This window comes from Clostridium sp. SHJSY1 (assembly GCF_031626875.1).
GTDB lineage: Bacteria > Bacillota > Clostridia > Clostridiales > Clostridiaceae > Clostridium.
In genome coordinates, this window is the sequence record NZ_JANDMF010000049.1 from 1 (window position 1) to 17,567 (window position 17,567).

General features: G+C 29.4%; 18 protein-coding genes and 1 pseudogene. 3 read left to right on the top strand and 16 right to left on the bottom strand.

Going from position 1 to position 17,567, the window contains the following annotated elements; genetic code table 11:
• Positions 1 to 85: 85 nt before the first annotated feature.
• The 11 genes from NNC19_RS18850 to NNC19_RS18900 form a co-directional block, all read right to left on the bottom strand.
• On the bottom strand, positions 86 to 847 hold the full coding sequence (locus tag NNC19_RS18850; RefSeq protein WP_310940238.1) for a class I SAM-dependent methyltransferase: 762 nt from the start codon (positions 845 to 847) through the stop codon (positions 86 to 88).
• Between the two features lie 28 nt (positions 848 to 875).
• On the bottom strand, positions 876 to 1,034 hold the full coding sequence (locus tag NNC19_RS18855) for a hypothetical protein (RefSeq protein WP_310940239.1): 159 nt from the start codon (positions 1,032 to 1,034) through the stop codon (positions 876 to 878).
• A 230-nt stretch (positions 1,035 to 1,264) separates the two neighbouring features.
• Positions 1,265 to 2,017 (bottom strand): hypothetical protein, encoded by a 753-nt coding sequence (locus tag NNC19_RS18860; RefSeq protein ID WP_310940240.1) that lies wholly within the window; start codon positions 2,015 to 2,017, stop codon positions 1,265 to 1,267.
• Positions 2,010 to 4,220, bottom strand: a complete 2,211-nt coding sequence (locus NNC19_RS18865) for a M1 family aminopeptidase (RefSeq protein ID WP_310940241.1) — start codon at positions 4,218 to 4,220, stop codon at positions 2,010 to 2,012. Before NNC19_RS18865 ends, NNC19_RS18860 begins: the two co-directional genes overlap by 8 nt.
• Positions 4,221 to 4,222: 2 nt before the next feature.
• Positions 4,223 to 5,086: an ABC transporter ATP-binding protein gene (locus tag NNC19_RS18870; RefSeq protein ID WP_310940242.1), complete on the bottom strand. Its 864-nt coding sequence runs from the start codon at positions 5,084 to 5,086 to the stop codon at positions 4,223 to 4,225.
• A 188-nt stretch (positions 5,087 to 5,274) separates the two neighbouring features.
• Positions 5,275 to 6,072, bottom strand: coding sequence for a hypothetical protein (locus NNC19_RS18875; protein WP_310940243.1), 798 nt, complete (start codon positions 6,070 to 6,072; stop codon positions 5,275 to 5,277).
• Positions 6,073 to 6,179: 107 nt separating this feature from the next.
• Positions 6,180 to 7,607 carry a HAMP domain-containing sensor histidine kinase gene (locus NNC19_RS18880; RefSeq protein ID WP_310940244.1) on the bottom strand — a complete coding sequence of 476 codons (1,428 nt, stop codon included), beginning with the start codon at positions 7,605 to 7,607 and terminating at the stop codon, positions 6,180 to 6,182.
• Positions 7,608 to 7,613: 6 nt separating this feature from the next.
• Positions 7,614 to 8,270 (bottom strand): response regulator transcription factor, encoded by a 657-nt coding sequence (locus NNC19_RS18885; RefSeq protein WP_310940245.1) that lies wholly within the window; start codon positions 8,268 to 8,270, stop codon positions 7,614 to 7,616.
• A 226-nt stretch (positions 8,271 to 8,496) separates the two neighbouring features.
• On the bottom strand, positions 8,497 to 8,733 hold the full coding sequence (locus NNC19_RS18890) for a hypothetical protein (RefSeq protein ID WP_310940246.1): 237 nt from the start codon (positions 8,731 to 8,733) through the stop codon (positions 8,497 to 8,499).
• Between the two features lie 18 nt (positions 8,734 to 8,751).
• Positions 8,752 to 9,255: a hypothetical protein gene (locus NNC19_RS18895; RefSeq protein ID WP_310940247.1), complete on the bottom strand. Its 504-nt coding sequence runs from the start codon at positions 9,253 to 9,255 to the stop codon at positions 8,752 to 8,754.
• Positions 9,233 to 9,442 (bottom strand): hypothetical protein, encoded by a 210-nt coding sequence (locus NNC19_RS18900; protein WP_310940248.1) that lies wholly within the window; start codon positions 9,440 to 9,442, stop codon positions 9,233 to 9,235. The genes NNC19_RS18895 and NNC19_RS18900 overlap by 23 nt, the downstream gene beginning before the upstream one ends.
• 388 nt (positions 9,443 to 9,830) lie before the next feature.
• On the opposite strand from NNC19_RS18900, the gene NNC19_RS18905 reads away from it, so the two are divergent.
• Positions 9,831 to 11,005, top strand: a protein-coding gene (locus NNC19_RS18905) for an IS3 family transposase (RefSeq protein ID WP_310940271.1) whose coding sequence is annotated in 2 segments (ribosomal slippage) — positions 9,831 to 10,098 and positions 10,098 to 11,005 — 1,176 coding nt in all. Because the reading frame shifts where the segments join, the coding sequence is not laid out codon by codon here.
• A gap of 80 nt (positions 11,006 to 11,085) precedes the next feature.
• Positions 11,086 to 11,634, top strand: coding sequence for a M3 family metallopeptidase (locus NNC19_RS18910; protein ID WP_310940249.1), 549 nt, complete (start codon positions 11,086 to 11,088; stop codon positions 11,632 to 11,634).
• 150 nt (positions 11,635 to 11,784) lie between these two features.
• Here NNC19_RS18910 and NNC19_RS18915 read toward each other — a convergent pair whose 3' ends face one another.
• The 4 genes and pseudogenes from NNC19_RS18915 to NNC19_RS18930 all read right to left on the bottom strand — a co-directional run bounded on the left by NNC19_RS18915 (position 11,785) and on the right by NNC19_RS18930 (position 15,217).
• The gene (locus NNC19_RS18915; RefSeq protein ID WP_310940250.1) at positions 11,785 to 12,432 is read right to left on the bottom strand and encodes a response regulator transcription factor; all 648 of its coding nucleotides are present in this window, start codon (positions 12,430 to 12,432) and stop codon (positions 11,785 to 11,787) included.
• Positions 12,433 to 12,439: 7 nt separating this feature from the next.
• The gene (locus NNC19_RS18920) at positions 12,440 to 13,606 is read right to left on the bottom strand and encodes a sensor histidine kinase (protein ID WP_310940251.1); all 1,167 of its coding nucleotides are present in this window, start codon (positions 13,604 to 13,606) and stop codon (positions 12,440 to 12,442) included.
• 273 nt (positions 13,607 to 13,879) lie between these two features.
• A pseudogene (locus tag NNC19_RS18925) lies at positions 13,880 to 14,569 on the bottom strand (glycoside hydrolase family 11 protein); the annotation flags it as partial.
• 288 nt (positions 14,570 to 14,857) lie between these two features.
• Complete coding sequence (locus NNC19_RS18930) at positions 14,858 to 15,217, bottom strand: TSUP family transporter (protein ID WP_396136459.1); 360 nt, start codon at positions 15,215 to 15,217, stop codon at positions 14,858 to 14,860.
• Between the two features lie 249 nt (positions 15,218 to 15,466).
• Between NNC19_RS18930 and NNC19_RS18935 the strand changes: the two genes are divergently transcribed.
• Positions 15,467 to 17,044: an endo-1,4-beta-xylanase gene (locus NNC19_RS18935; protein ID WP_310940252.1), complete on the top strand. Its 1,578-nt coding sequence runs from the start codon at positions 15,467 to 15,469 to the stop codon at positions 17,042 to 17,044.
• A gap of 116 nt (positions 17,045 to 17,160) precedes the next feature.
• On the opposite strand, the gene NNC19_RS18940 is transcribed toward NNC19_RS18935, so the two are convergent.
• Positions 17,161 to 17,553, bottom strand: coding sequence for an Rrf2 family transcriptional regulator (locus NNC19_RS18940; protein WP_310940253.1), 393 nt, complete (start codon positions 17,551 to 17,553; stop codon positions 17,161 to 17,163).
• Between the last annotated feature and the right edge of the window lie 14 nt (positions 17,554 to 17,567).

Consider the following 17,567-nt stretch of genomic DNA (forward strand, 5'->3'; position numbering starts at 1 on the left):
AAATGTGAAGTTTGTCTCTATTTTTTTATAAAATTTTTTAACTGTAAATATATGTTATGATATTTTCTCAACTATAGATTTAAAATTATTTTCTTGCTAAATATAAATCTATTGTGTTATTAATAGTTATGCTGCTCCCATTTTTTAAAACAGCACTTTCAATTTCTTTAAAAAACACTTCTTTTATGGATAGTATCATACTTCTATGATCTGAATATGTGTTCAATAAAGAAATATAATCAGAAGCATTAAAGTTTCTTGTTTGTTTATATAGTTTTACTTGAACATCCTTGAAACCATATGATTTTATAGTTTCTGAAACTTTTTTATATCTTTCTAAGTCATTTTCTACCTTGACAGTATTTGATGGCATATATTTTTGATATATACTTTGAATCTTTTTATTTAATAAATCATCTTTTAGTGATGGTCTATTCCAAAATAATGCTAATGTTCCATGATTCTTTAATAACTTTAATACCTTTTTATATCCTATCTCTTCTGGAATCCAATGAAATGCTGTTGCTGAATAAAGAAGAGCAATACTATTTTCATCTCCATTATAATCTTCAAATGAAGTATTATATATTCTCAAGTTTTTATATTCCTTAAATTTTTCTTGCGAGTATTCTACTAAGTTTTGTCCAAGTTCAATAGCCATCACCTCACATCCTGTTTTAAGAAAAGGTCTAGTGGCTTGGCCAGTTCCTATTCCGACTTCTATTGCTTTTTTATTTTCATTAAGATTGGAGTATTCAATAATATCATTAAATAACTCTTTGCAATAGGTTGGCCTCCATTTATCATAGTTTTTAGCATCTTCATTAAATGTTAAACGAATATCCATCTCTTATCCTCCATAATATTTTATCCCTTTACTCTACTTCCCTTTTATGATTCCCCCAAGAAGCCGATTTATCTCTAACATGTACAACTTCATCCAATGATTTATAAGAAATATCTAATACTTCAGATAACCTTTTAGCTAGAGTTGATTTTCCACTAGAAACTGGTCCACCAATGTAATGCTTCATATGTTTTTTTCTTTCTTTATTATAGCAACATCTTATCAAAATTTTACATTTATCACAAAAAATCTCCATAAACCAGCAAAATAAAAAACGCATACTATTTCATTTAATAGTATGCGAATTAACCATTTTACTAGAATCTATATTAATATATCTTTCTCAAATTAAGATATTAATTTTTAAATTCTTCTCTTTTAATCCATAAGCATTTAAAAATTCTTCCCATGAAATACTCACACTCTCTGTCTTTTCATATATCCTTTGTTTAAAGGCTTTGCAGATTCTTTTTTACCAGTAAATAATATCATCATTATCAGCCCACTTAGACAATAAATAGCTTTTCCTATAAGCACACTTACTGGTATAGTGAAAGCTGGCTCTACTATATCAAGAGATGCTGGATATCTTTCCAAAAAGCTTCCCCCTAACAAATCAATAACATAAGGCAATTGAAAATAACTAAGTAATATAACAGCTACCATAAAAACAAAAATTATACCTTGATTAAATCTTCCTCCTAAAACGCCAAGTCCAAGTACAAATAGCATTGCTGGTAATAATGTTATTACCGTTGGAAATACTAAGCTTTCAAAGTCTGTGAAATGAAAGTTAACTTTATAAAACCACATACTATATCCAATTGGTATAACTGAAATCAAAAGAAATCCTATAATAATAGTTCCGTAACGTAACATCTGAAACTTAAATGGATTAATAGGTGTAGCTTTAGTTAAAGTCTGCACACTCTTCTCTTGCCTAGAATAAAGAAAAGATACAAAAAATAATAATGTAACTAGCAAAATTGGAAGTTCTTTAGCTAAATATTCTCCATAACTCCATCCTGAAAATGGTGCAGTGTTTGCAACCCCAAGGATTATGTCCCCCCCCATAACTTGATAGCTATAAAAAGCTGAAATAATTAAAAGTCCTAGAAAAAATTTATTTATAATAAGTCTTTTAAGTTCATATTTTAATAATCTAATCAATTTTTAATTCCTCCTCTTTTAATCCACAAGCATCTAAAAAACTTTGCCATGAAATTTTTGACTTTTCACTATTTTTATAAAGTCCAGCTAAAATATTGTCCATCTTATCTTCTCCACCAACTAATTCAGAAGCTTTTAAAATTTGAAGAGGCATTCTTGAATACCAACATGTAATTCTATTTGTATCACTAATCTCAGTTGAATATTTTTCTGGTAGTATCTCTAAATATTCTGGATGCCTATTATAAAAATTATTATTCTGACTACTAACTAATTGTTTCCATACATCCACATAATTTTTTTGAGCATATTCAACACCACGTGTTTCCTTTGCAACTCTATAAGTTGTATATACAGCAAATCCTTCTGCTGACCAATTTTCATTATTTCCTCCATCTCCAATGGTTGGTAGTCCCCACCACTGATGTGAAAGTTCATGACCCATTACTTCAGCTGCTGATGCTCCATTTTTTTTATCATTTAGGCTCTTATCATTAAAACTCATTTCACCAGTAGTACTAAAATTAGGTACCGCCATCCCTCCAGCTAAAAGTACACTTCTTTCTACTATTTTTACTGGATTATCCTTAGATGTGTTATGTAGCTTCCCATAACGAGAAGTACAAAACTCAATAGTATCATTAATGACTTTTTCAGCATTCTTATCTTTCATACTTTCCTCAGTTTTTTGACTATAGTAAAACTCCATTGGCATTTTTTCATCACCAAGTTTCTTAATAACATAATCACCAGCCAAAATAGTCAGAAAACCTTCCCCATTAGCTTGAAAAGACCACTTTTTATTTTTTCCATCCTCAGAAAGAAGTTTTACTGTATTCCCTCCTACATTCCTTGCTGGTGGTTCATCATCTTTCTGTACCTTCTCTCCATAAACGATTGGAGTAAGACTTCCAGGGATAGTAATCTCCCCTGTAACTGGTGATCCATCTTTGTTAGGTAATGCTCTAATCTGTGGATAAATATTATTCACACCAAAAAGATCTATACACTTATTACCAATAGTATTGCTTCCAGCTATAAGATTCCCAAACTCTTCACTAAATTTAGGTATTCCATCATATTCTAAGTTAACCTTAATTTCTTTATCACTTGGTAAAGTAAATGTAACAATATCTTTTTTACTGTTTAAATTTCTAACTGTAATGTCTTTTTCATTTGCAGTTATGTGATGAATATTAAACCCTGTATTAACTCTAATATTGCATTCTTGTTCGCTGTTACTTAAATTTTTAATTAAATAGGTAACCTTTCCTGAAAGCCTAGCTCTATTAGTATCAAAATTTAACTCTAAATTTGTTTTATCTAACTCAAGTTGTTTGTTCTTTTCAATTATCTCACTCTGCTGAGATTTCAAAGCAATCATAGGTTGATTTATATAAGCATAGACGCTGCCACTGATTAATGCCACAGCTAATAAGGGAATATAGACTTTTCTTGAATTATATAAAACCGATTTAACTATCCCTTTTCCATATTGGCGTACACTTATTAGCCCAATTAACCACATTCCACCAAATACTAAGAACCAAAACAAACGACTATGCTGCATTAAAAGAAATACTACATCATTCCCAAAGAAATCCGAATATGAACAAATAATTGGATTTATCCAATGTGAAATATTATTATCCTCAAACCATTTACTAAATCCTACAAGCACAAGTGCAATAAATGCAACCATGCTGATACTTGTATTATTAAAAATCTGATATAATGCAGAAATAGCTAAAGCTGATAATAATATAGATGGTAGCATTAAAAGAAAGAAGCTATTCCAATAGGTATATGGATCAAAAATATTCCCCATTTTTATAAATGTATAAGGAAAATAAAGCACTGCGGTAATAGAAACTGAAATAATAGCAGCTACTCCTATGGATATGAGTTTCACTATATTAATTACTAATGGGGAAACAATGCTATTAATTAATACTCCAGTTTTATACTTACGTCCCCTATCAAATTCAACTAAAGTTAGTATTGCAAATAAAATCCCACCACCTATTGCTCCAGCCATAGTTGGATTTGCAATTAAATCACCAGATGTAGTTTGAAGCATTGCTGTTTTATATATCTTATATCCAGCCATTGGGCAAAGCATAGTTAATATCATAACTAGATAAACACTTTTTAAATTAGAAATACGTTTAAGTTCTACCCTTAAGTAAGAAAAGAAACTCATAATTACCTCACCTCTTTTCCCATAAGGAGATACATATAAGCATCCTCAAGGGTTGGCTCCACAGTTTGCGCAAAATCAGGTAATTTTTCAGCTACAATACGGCAGCTAATTCCTCGTATTGTGTTAACTCTTGCTGTTATCTTATAAACTCCACTAGCATTTTCTCCTGTTTTTTCTTCAAATACTCCAACATGATTATGAGCTAAAGCAATCAATTCTTTTGGTGTACCTGTAAACAAAATTTCTCCATGATTAATAACAATCAATTTATCACAAACAGATTGTACATCTTCAATTATGTGTGTTGATAGTAAGACAATTTTATTTTGTGCCATTTCAGAAAATAGGTTTCTAAAATTAATACGTTCTTCTGGATCCAGTCCTGCCGTTGGTTCATCAAAAATTAATAATTTAGGGTTTCCCATAAGAGCTTGTGCTATCCCAACACGTTGTCTTTGTCCTCCTGATAAAGCCTTAATACGTACTTTTCGTTTTTCTGTAAGATTTGTTTTATCTATTACCTCTTCAATGACTTTCTTACTATTTTTTATTCCTTTAAGAGCTGCCATATAATCTAGAAACTGCCATACTGTAAGTTCATCATAAAGTCCAAAAGATTGTGGCAAGTATCCTAAACTTTCTTTTAGCTTTTTTTCATTCTTTAGTAAAGGGGCTCCATCCATAAGAATGTCCCCACTAGTTTGTATAAGTCCTGTTACAAGCAAGTTCATGAGAGTTGATTTTCCTGCCCCATTTGGTCCTAAAAGACCTATGAGGCTTGGGCTCTTCATCTCTAAAGAAACATTTTTTAATGCTTTCTTCCCCTTTGGATAGGTCATGCTTAAATTTTTAACTGAAATATTCATAATAATATTTTCCTTTCTTTAATAAATAACTAAGTTTTATCTATATACCTCACTTCTAATGGTATTATCTAGAAATAAATATTCCTTACAAAAAAATCAAAAGATATTCTAAAGATGTTTATATTTTCATAAGAAAATGAGGCACTTAAAAATGATTTTAATAAAATTTAAGTGCCTCATACTAAATACTATTTTTCATTAATTTCTTCAGCATAATCCATATCTGCATACGCTTTTGTTCTAAATGCATATACTTTACCTGAATTTTTACCAACTGTTACCTCTACTTTTTTAGTTGGATCATTTTCTTCTTGATAGTATACATGCTTTCCTTTCACAAGTATGCATTTAGGATGTTCTATATCTCCAAGTTTATATTCTTTAATAAACTCCTCGGCTGTATTTTTCACTTCTTCTTCACTAAGGTCTAATGAAGTTTCTGAAGCACTCTCCCCATCACCAGCAATTACATACTCTGCTTCTTTTGTGTTCTCATTAAAGAAAATCAGATAGCAATTGTCTCCATCCATCCAAGCTGTTTGAATGACTCCATGTTTTAGCTTTGATATTGTTTCATGTAATCCACTATTATTTTTCTCAACATCCTCAGTTTGTTTATTAAACTCTTCATCAGAGATTTTTTTATTTTCATAGGCTTCTTTTATCATTTTTAACTCTTTTTCTTTTAGATCATTCAAAGTATTTTCACTTATTACTGTACTAGAAAATTTTGAATTTTCACTTGGAGTTATATTGAAATACTTTTTTAGAACCTCTGCTGATTTCTCTTTAATAGCTTCATCCTCTGTTCTACTTAATTGACTATTATTTTCTGAAACATCTGTAGCATCACTTTTAGCATAAACTACATTTTGTTCTATTGTACCTCCAAAAAGTCCTTTTTTATTAACCTGATTAGCTAAAGCATAAGTGGATGCTCCTATTCCTAAAACTAATAATAATGCCACTACTTTTTTTGAACACATATAAATTCCTCCATATATTTTTTATTGAGTTAAGTACTTACCACTCTTTAAGTATAAAATTAAGATGTGCCATAAGTTTGTTGTAATTGAAAAATAGTTGTAAAACTTTAATTATTAAAAATCATAGTAACTTCTGTACCTCTATTAAGTTCACTATCTATTTCAATATCTGCATTATGAGCTTCTGCTATTTTTTTGCAAATAGAAAGTCCAATCCCAGCTCCATTGTTTTTTCTAGTCCTTGCCTTATCCACTATATAAAATGGCTGCCAGATTTTATCTAGGTGCTCTTTATCCATTCCTATCCCTGAATCTACTATAGAAATATAAGTTTTATTATGCAAAATAGACACCTTTATATATATTTTTGAATTAATTCTAGATGCTTTTATAGAATTTTCTATTAAATTGCAAATTGCCATTTTAATTAAATCCTTATCCACATCTAATGTGAATTCTTCTCCTTCAATTACTAAATCTATATTTTTCTCATTAAGCTTAACCATAAGAGCTCTTTTAACTTCACCTATTATAATCATTATATCTTCAGGCTTAAGTTTAATTTCTTGAGTTTTTGTATAGATAAGGTCCATCATCTTAAATGCCATTTTCTCAAGCCTCTTCCCCTCTTTATAAATGTAATCTGAAGCTTCAAAAAATAATTCTTCATTATACTTTGATGTTCTAATTAAATTTGCATATCCAATTATAGATGTTAATGGAGTCTTTAGCTCATGCGTTAGATTATTTATAAATGTCTCCTTCTCTATATTGGATATCTCAAGCATATTTATTTTATCTTCTACTGTTTCTGCCATTCGATTAAAATGGTTTGAAAGAATGCTAAATTCATCTTTTGATTTTATTTCTACTCTTTCTGAATATTGTCCCAATGATATTTTTTGAGTTGAATCAATCAATGTATTTATCGGTTTTGTAATTAATCTGCTAATAAAAAACATAAACACAGCAAAAAGAGAACAAATTAGAAGATCTAGTTTTATAAAAAGAGTATAGTAGTTCATTTTTTGAGCATATATATTTGAAATATCCTTTGAATAGTGTACTTTTATTGGCATATTCTCTCCATTAACTAAGCTACTTACAAATAAATACTGTTTATCATCTAAAGTCCTAATAATATACTTGGTTGTACCCTTCGAAAGATTTTCCAATTCTTTCTTTTCTTCTACAATTGGAAAACCTGCATCTGAATATACTATTTTATTCTGCAAATCTAAAATCTCTACATTCCCATAATTTTCACCTTCATGGTTAATTGATTTTGAGTATTTATTCATTAATAAAGGAATTGATGTATTAAAATTAATAGATGTATCTGAATAATTTTTATCTGATAACTTGAAATTCATCTCAATCTCTGAAGAAATCATTTTTTGTTCTGAAATACATTTTTCTACTTCTTTTTTTAACAAATCATTATGTAATCTTTGTATCAATAAAATCCCTGCTAAATTCAAAGTTACTATAAGTAGCAGTAGGGAAAAAATATATATTTTATGCCATAACTTCATATCCTACTACTCCTCTAACCTATATCCAATTTTATATACAGTTTTTATACTATCTGCAATATCCAGTTTTTTTCTTATCTTTTGGATATGAGTATCTATAGTTCTTGTTTCACCTATATATTCATACCCCCAAATCTTTTCTAATAGATAGTCCCTTGATAAAGCCATATTTTTATTTTTTACAAGTGAAACCATAAGTTCAAACTCCTTTAAAGTAAGTTCAACTGATTCACCTTCCTTTTTTATAACCCTTTCATCTTCATATATTTTTAAATTTTTAAATTTTATACACTTAGTGTTTTTAGAATACCGTCTTAAAACTATTTCAATCCTAGCTAGTAGCTCAATTGTTTCAAATGGTTTAACAATATAATCTTCTGCCCCAGATCTTAGTCCAGTAATTTTATCTGAAAGTCCATTTTTAGCAGTTAGAAATATTACTGGTATATTTAAATCTTTTATTCTTTCCATCAGTTGAAAGCCATCCATACCTGGTAGCATAATATCCATAAGTATTAGATCAAATGATTCTTCTTTTAATAAACTTAAAACTTCCATACCATCAAACAATTGTCTACTTTCATAGCCAGCCATACTTAAACTTACTTTTATTAAATTAGAGATAGCTTCATCATCCTCTACAATTAAAATATTTATCTTCACTTATATTCCCCCTAGTACCTTAATTACTAAATCCATTATATAACATAAATTATAGTATATTTGCAATATAGTTGTAAAATATTCTTAATTTAGCACCTTGAAATTTACAAAAAAAGGAACACTTAAAGCATTTATTGCTCTAAGTATTCCTCTAAACTCTTCATTTACTTTAATTTGATTTCCAGACCATGCTCCTTTTTTATATTTCCCAAATGCTTTTTCCTCACTAAAGTGAACATTTCTGAAGAAATATAAAAGCCATGCTACAAATACTAAATAAGCCTACAACAATTATTATTATAATCAAAATTTGAATATTCTTTTTACCTTTCAATACATTCTTCTTTGTTTCTATTCCTTCTTCTAATAACTCTTCTTTGGGAACTAAATCCGTTGTTTCTCCATAACACTTTTCACAAGACATGTCTTTTGTATATAAGTCACATTTTTTACAATACCTCATGCTTTTTACTCCTTTGTTTTACTTATAGTTTGTTCTAATGGTTATGCTGCCCCCATTTTTTAAAACAGCACTTTCAATTTCTTTAAAAAACACTTCTTTTATGGATAGTATCATACCTCTATGATCTGAATATGTGTTCAATAAAGAAATATAATCAGAAGCATTAAAGTTTCTTGTTTGTTTATATAGTTTTACTTGAACATCCTTGAAACCATATGATTTTATAGTTTCTGAAACTTTTTTATATCTTTCTAAGTCATTTTCTACCTTGACAGTATTTGATGGCATATATTTTTGATATATACTTTGAATCTTTTTATTTAATAAATCATCTTTTAGTGATGGTCTATTCCAAAATAATGCTAATGTTCCCTGATTCTTTAATAACTTTAATACCTTTGCTTTTTTATTTTCATTAAGATTGGAGTATTCAATAATATCATTAAATAACTCTTTGCAATAGGTTGGCCTCCATTTATCATAGTTTTTAGCATCTTCATTAAATGTTAAACGAATATCCATCTTCTATCCTCCATAATATTTTATCCCTTTCCTCTACTTCCCTTTTATGATTCCCCCAAGAAGCCGATTTATCTCTAACATATACAACTTCATCCAATGATTTATAAGAAATATCTAATACTTCAGATAACCTTTTAGCTAGAGTTGATTTTCCACTAGAAACTGGTCCAACAATGTAATACCTCATATGTTTTTTCCTTTCTTCTCTATATGATTTTTTACCAATAATTATATATAAAACAAAAGATTTATATATAATAAAAAAGATTATATTGCAAATATAATTACAATATAATCTTCATAAAAATAATACATCTCAGTCCTTAAATAACTCACGATTTTCTCCAAAATTATTGGATATATCTACTCTCAAATCAGTATTAAACATCATTTCCATAAGTAACACCAGTTTCTAGGATACCATGATTTTCAGTTAACGCATTAATAACTATTTCTTTTGTTCATAAGTATCTTATATCGATTATCACTTTCCTCTATTTCCTATATACTATGAGCCTTACCCACTTTGATGGACATGAAGAACTCGTGTTATATTAAAAGTAAGGGAAGGAATGATTGTTAGTATGAAAAAACAATATAGTACAGAATTTAAAATTGAAACAGTAAAGAGATTAGAGAGAAAAGAAGAACCTTTAATTAATGTAGCAAGAGAATTAGGAATAAGCCCATCAACAATTCATGGTTGGGTAAAAAAATATAGAGAATCACCTGAGACTCCTTTTCCAGGTAGTGGACATCTCAAACCAGAAGATGAGAGATTAAGAAAATTAGAAAAAGAGATCAGAGATCTTAAAGAAGAAAATGAAATATTAAAAAAAGCGGCAGCCTACTTCGCGAAGAACCAAAAATAAAAAGGTTTGAGTTTATCAAGGCTAATTGCAATAAATACCGAGTAGCGAAGCTATGCAGTGTTCTAAATGTATCTAGGAGCAGTTACTATGCATGGGATAAAAGACCTGAGAGTAATAGATCTAAGGAAAATGAAATACTATTGAAAAAAATCAAAGACATCCACAATAAGAGCAACAAAGTCTATGGGTCCATAAAAATCGGAAAAGAGTTAAATGATGGAAAAAATCCTCCGATAAATCATAAACGTATAGAGCGTATTATGAGTGAAAATGGTATAAAAGCAAAGGTTGCTAAAAAATTCAAGGCTACCACTAACTCAAATCATAAACTCCCAGTAGCTGAAAATATTCTTAATAGAGATTTTTCAGTGGAAAAACCTAATGAAAAAATGGTTAGCGACATTACATATGTATGGACTAATGAAGGATGGCTTTATGTGGCTGCTGTAATGGATTTATGTGGACAAAAGATTGTTGGTTTATCAATGAGCGAAAGAATGACAAAAGACTTAGTTATAAGTGCATTAAATGATGCATATAATCGTGCTGAAAGACCAAGTGGTGTTATTCTACATTCAGATAGAGGCTCTCAATATTGCTCAAAGGACTACCAGGATTTGATAGAAAAGTATAGTTTTGTTTGCAGTATGTCACGAAAAGGTAACTGCTGGGATAATGCTCCTATGGAATCATTTTGGGGTAAAATGAAATGTGAATGGCTTTATGAAAAACAATTTAAAACACGTGAAGAAGCTCGTGCTGCGGTATTTGAGTATGTTGAGATATTTTACAACAGGCAAAGAATACATGCTTCAAATGGTTATATAACACCAGAACAATATTATAATAATTCAAAAAAAGCATCAAAAGCAGCATAGATTTTAGAATCTTATGATATTATACGAATACGTTAGAATTTACGAGTTTATGCTGTCTATTTTAGTGGGGAAAGGGCATTATGTCTGAAGTTATTGCTATCGTAAATGAAATATTATTAATAAAATACCTCTTAAATAACAAATATTTTTACAAAAGAAGAAAGGTTTTCTTAAATTACTTTTTAGATCACTTCGCCACAACTCTATTTAGACAGACTATGTTTGCTGAATTCGAAAAAGAAATTCATGATAAAATACAAAACCACAAAATTCTAAATTATAATGATATCTGTGATATTTATCGCGATTTGTATATTAAATATTACAGTCCTGTACTAAAAATAACTAAGGAAATAAAATTTGAATGGACTAGAATTCCTCATTTTTATCGACAATTCTATACTTATAAATATCCTCTAAGTTTTTCCATCGCTATTATGTTAGTTGAAATTCTCCAAAGCGATAACCAAGAATTAAAAAATAAATACATTAATTTTCTCAAAGAGGATAATCTCAGTTCATTTAATGATATATTTTCAAAGTATGATATTAATATAAACTCTTCAAATTCAATACAATATGCACTTAATATGTTTGGTAACCTATTAAATGAATTTGCTAATAGTTAACAAACTTTTATTCTAAGTTAAATATTTTTGTTATGTCCACAAAGATACTTTCTATTCATTCCTATAGTCTCTTCTAAACTATATTTTATCATTATTAGTTATGTTTACTCTAGTTTAGTGGACTATAGGCACTTCATTTTTAAATTACAATTATTTAACCAAGTTATTCTTAAAAGCAAATATAGCAATCTGTGTTCTATCTCTAAGTCCAAGTTTTGATAATATATTGGTTATATTATTCTTAATAGTTCCTTCAGTTAGAAACATTTTTTCTCCAATCTCCTTATTAGAAAAACCATTAGCTATCTCTTTTATTATCAAAAGCTCCCTATCAGTAAGATTAGTATTTTCCTTGATTTCCTCTAAATCTTCTTCTGATTTATCTTTTATAATAAATTTTGTTGCTATTTCAGGATGAACTACTATATTTCCTTCAAATGCAGCTTTTATTCCCCCATGAATAAGATCATAAGAACTATCTTTCAGTAGATATCCTGAAGCCCCATATTTTAATGCATCTTGTATATACTCACTATCTTGAAAAGTTGTTAGCATTAATACTTTCACTTTATCTACTTTTTCTTTTATCAATTTTGTAGCCATTACCCCATCATATTCACCCATTCTTATATCCATAAGTGCCACATCTACTTCATTCTTTAAACAATATTCATATGCTTTTCTTCCATTTTCGCATATAGCCACAACTTCTAAGTCTTCATAAGAAGATAAAATTATTTTTAACCCTTCCCTAATTAACTTTTCATCATCCACTATTATAATCTTTATCTTGTCCATATTATTCTCATACTCCATCAATACTTAACTTAGTTTTATTCATTACTATGGCTAGTTCAAACCCTTTTCCTTCCTGGGTTTTGTATTCCATAGTTCCTCCATAGAACGCTGTTCTTTCTTTTATACTCTGGAGACCTATGCCTGTTTTTACATCTGAGCATCCCACACCATTGTCCTTCAAATGTATTCTCAATGACTCATCTAAAAAGTTCAAAAATATATTTACCTTTGTTGCTTTTCCATGTTTCAATGAATTTGATAAAAATTCCTGAATTATTCTATATATTGCCATACTTTGATCTGAGTTTAACTTCCACACTTTTTCTGATACTCTAAGCTTAACATCTATATCAGTGAGTTTTTTAAAATTCTTAATCATTTCAGAAATAATTATAATTCCCTCATATTCTTCAAATTCTCTTGGCTTCATAGCTCTAACTGCATCTCTTACATCCTCTAGACTTTTCTTTGTAAACTCTGCAAGATTATTACACATTTCTGCAGCGGGTTCACACTTTTCACTAGATATTTTTCCAATTGCACCAAGTTGTATTCTTATTGTGGATAAGGAATGTCCAACATTATCGTGTATTTCCCTGGAAATTCTATTTCTTTCCCTTAAAACAGCTATTTCCTCTACAGTGTTAGCATATGATTCTAACTCATAATTTAACTTTTTAAGTTCCTCCTCATTTTCTCTGATTCTATCATATAATTTCTGGGCCTTTAATTTTTTCTGACTTTGTTCTCTTATTATCATTCCTAGGAAAATTATTGATGATGTTTCTACCGCAAAATAAATTAACTGCTCTATGGAATTTGTAAGTCCCACCAAAATAAAAGTAAATACTAAATATATGAAGGCAAATATGTTTTCAAACTCATAAATTATATCCACAAGAATTGGTAGAAAAATTATGCTTCCAAAGCCTCCTATTAAGCTATAAAGGCTAAAAGCACAAACCATATCTACTAAAATGGATATGTACCTTAATTCTCTTTTATCTCCTAATCTAAAATATCTAAACTGATTATTTGCTATATAAATAAGTAGTATAGCAAATTTATAGTCAATAATATTAATCTTATATATGATTGCACATGCTATAAATAAAGCAATATAAATATACTTAAGTATCAATATATATTTATTGTATATAACTTCTTTATTCATCTTTTACCTCTTAGAATATAAAAATCACTTTAACTTATTATATTGATAGTATATCACATACTATGTTTTTATAGATAATTTGGAACAAACTTTCTTTCATAGTATAATTCATATAATTATTACTTTATTTAATGCTAATTATTAAATCTATAGCAACTTTATTTATATTAATTATTTAGTACAAAACGTAAAATAAAGGGAATAGCTAGAATTCTATCCCCTTTAATCATCTTAACTATACAATTTTTCATACAAATAGAATTATTATTTATCAATGTTAATTGACATGCTATACACATCTGCTTTTCCGCTACTTTGATATCCTTCTATATTGAATGCTGTTTCATACATTTTTCCAAGTAACATTCCTTTACTTGCCCATGCATCAAAGTGTCTACTAACTGAAATAGTTCCACTAGTACGTTTATCCCTACGAACACTCCAATACTGTTTAAAGGTTGTATTTCCTTTAATAGATGGTTGATTTACTCTAGTTGTTTCATATATATCATATATTCCACCATCAACTGTAACAGTTCCCTTTGATGTTCCTCCTGGTGGTCTCCAAGTACCCCAACTATCAACTATGTAATATTCTACAAGCGGACTGCTTGTCCACCCATAAACACATAAATATGAATTACCAGAAGGCTGATAGTTACAACCATAGTTTACCGATATGTTCCCAAGTTGCTTGTATGTTTGAGTTTCATTAAACTTTTTTCCTTTGCGAAACAATGCATTGCCAATATTATTCCACTGACAGCTAAATGCGCCTCCACTCTTAAGAGTCATACTTGTATTCCCATAATCTTTCCACAGTTCGTAGCTGTACTCACCATCTGTGCCAATTTTATTTGATGTGATAGTTTTTGTTGCTGCTTGCACACTAACTGGAGATGCTGTGAACAAAATCGTTAAACATGTTAAATTAGCCAATGCTAACATAACTTTTTGTTTCAGTTTGCTATTCATTTTACTTCCCCCTCTATCTTTTCTTTTTTATACTTAATACTTATGATAATTGTCCTATTCAATCAATCATAAATAAGTATTTCAATAATTCAAAATATTATTATCTTACCTAATACATATCATTTCCCAAATTTATGACTTAACTATAACTTATCACACCAAAGTCATCAATATAACGAAAGTAATAACTTTCCAAATTAATGATTACAAAAGTAATAAAAGAAAAATATATTAATTAATTTCAAAAGAAACTAATTAACATATTTACTTAACAAGTCATTTTCCAAAAAAAGTTTTTATTCCAACTAAAATAATGAATACTGCAAAAGCTTTCTTCATCACACTAACAGGAATTACATTAGCTAATTGTCCACCAAACTTAGCTGCAATTAACATAGTGATACAAATAATTATTCCAGCGGTTATATTTGTATTTCCCCTTTTGTAATATTCCATGAATGCAAGTATTCCAACTGGTGGAAGCATTGCAACTAAAGAGGTTCCTTGAGCTTGTAACTGAGTAAATCCTTTTAAATAAATTAATAATGGAATAATTACTATTCCTCCACCAATTCCAAATAATCCACTTAAAATACCTGCAATAATACCAATTCCTATATAAATCAATATATCCATAATTTTCATCTCCCTCATATTCTATTTTACAATTACTTTTATTCTATTTCTATAAACTAGACTCTATTATTTTTCTTTATTTAATAATCCTATTATTTAGAATTTTCTAAAAATCTTTATTTAAACTTCTTAGTATAAAAAAAAGCGTGAATTACCACATATTTAGTCTTGAAACAGCAATGTATTTATCTCCTATTATGATACAATATTACATATTATACAAAATATAACCATATAGGGAGGATAATTATGTTAAGAAAAAGAATTTCAAAAACGCTGATTACTGTGTTAATGCCTATTTGCATTCTATCATCGGTATTACCCCTTAAGGCTCATGCAGAAGAAATTCCTACAACTAGTACAAAGTTCTTAGGAAATATATTTGATAATGTTGCGCCTTCAGACTTTGCTACTTACTGGAATCAAGTAACTCCAGAAAATGGAACCAAATGGGGATCTGTAGAACAAACTCAAGATAATATGAGTTGGTATTGGGCAGATAAAGATTATCAATATGCAAAGGATCATAATTTCCCATTCAAATTCCATAACCTAGTATGGGGAAGCCAACAACCAAAATGGATAACTTCACTTTCTGCTGATGATCAAAAAGGAGAAGTTGAAGAATGGATACAAGCAGCAGGCGAAAGATATCCTGATTCACAATTTGTTGATGTTGTTAATGAACCATTACATGCAAAACCAGCATATAAAGATGCAATTGGTGGTGATGGAACTACAGGATGGGATTGGATTATTTGGTCATTTGAACAAGCTAGAAAAGCATTCCCAAATTCCAAATTGCTTATTAATGAATATGGAATTATAAGCAATCCAGCTGCTGCAAAGCAATATGTTAGTATTATAAATTTACTTAAAGATAGAGGTCTTGTAGATGGAATCGGAATACAATGCCATCAATTTAACATGGACACTGTTTCTGTAAGCACAATGAAAAATGTGTTAAATACACTAGATACAACTGGCCTACCAATATATGTATCAGAACTTGATATGACTGGTGATGATGCTACTCAACTGGCAAGGTATAAGGAAAAATTTCCTGTTCTTTGGGAACATCCATCTGTAAAAGGTGTAACATTATGGGGATACATTCAAGGTAAAACATGGAAGGATGGTACTCATTTAGTTACATCAACAGGAGAACCACGTCCAGCTCTAAAGTGGCTAAAACAATATACAAGTGGAATTCCTGATACTGAAGCACCTACTGTACCTACCGCACTTACAAATACATCTAAAACATCCAACTCTGTTAGTCTTTCATGGACTGCTTCAAATGATAATTCAGGAGTTGAAAGTTATGATATCTATAATGGTGATACTTTAGTTGGATCAACTTCATCAACAAACTTTACAGTTACAGGATTAAGTTCTCTTACTGAATACAGCTTTACTATAAAAGCTAAAGATTCAGCTGGTAATGTATCTCCAGCAAGTGAAGCTCTAACAGTAACAACTGCTGATTCTTCTGTAGCACCTTTAAGTGATGTTGTTGTATCTTATAATGTTAACAGTTGGGGTGATGGAGCTACTGTTAATGTAACAATAAAGAACACTGGAAAAACTGATATAAATGGATGGACATTGAATTGGACTCTTCCTGAAAAGCAAACCTTAGCTAGCCTTTGGTGTGGAAGCTATACAACTTCTGGAAATAATGTATCAGTAAAAGATGCTGGTTTCAATGGACACATTGCTGCCAATGGTGGAACTGCTACCTTTGGATTCAATATAAACTGCAATGGATCAACAGACAAACCTACTAGCTTCAGTCTTAATGGATTACAATGCCAAATTCAATAAATTAAAGTTAACCCTTAATAATTATTATATATATACACAAAATCTAAAAAACACTAGAACTCATGCCAGTTCTAGTGTTTTTTATTAGCACTTAACTTTAGATAAATTTAAAATAATTATAAAATATCTTGAAGTGTGTGTTTACTAACTTCATCAATAAAAGCATTTAAAGCCTCTCCTAATATGGATTTAAATTTACATGTAGAATAATTACATCCATGTTTTGCACTGGAAAAACATTCTGATACATTTAAATTCTCTTCAGTAATAATCAAAATTTTTCCAAGATTTATATCTTTAGGCTCCATACCAAGCTTAAGTCCACCATTTCTTCCTTTGGTTGAAGTTATATATTCAGTTTTAGCTAAATGATGAACAATCTTTTTTATATGATGTTCTGATACTCCAAGGCTTGAAGCCAATTCTTCTACTGTGCATAATTTCTCCTGATTTTCTGCTAAATATATTAAAATTCTAAAAGCATAATCTGAAAACTTTGATAAGTTCATATTCTCACGCCCCT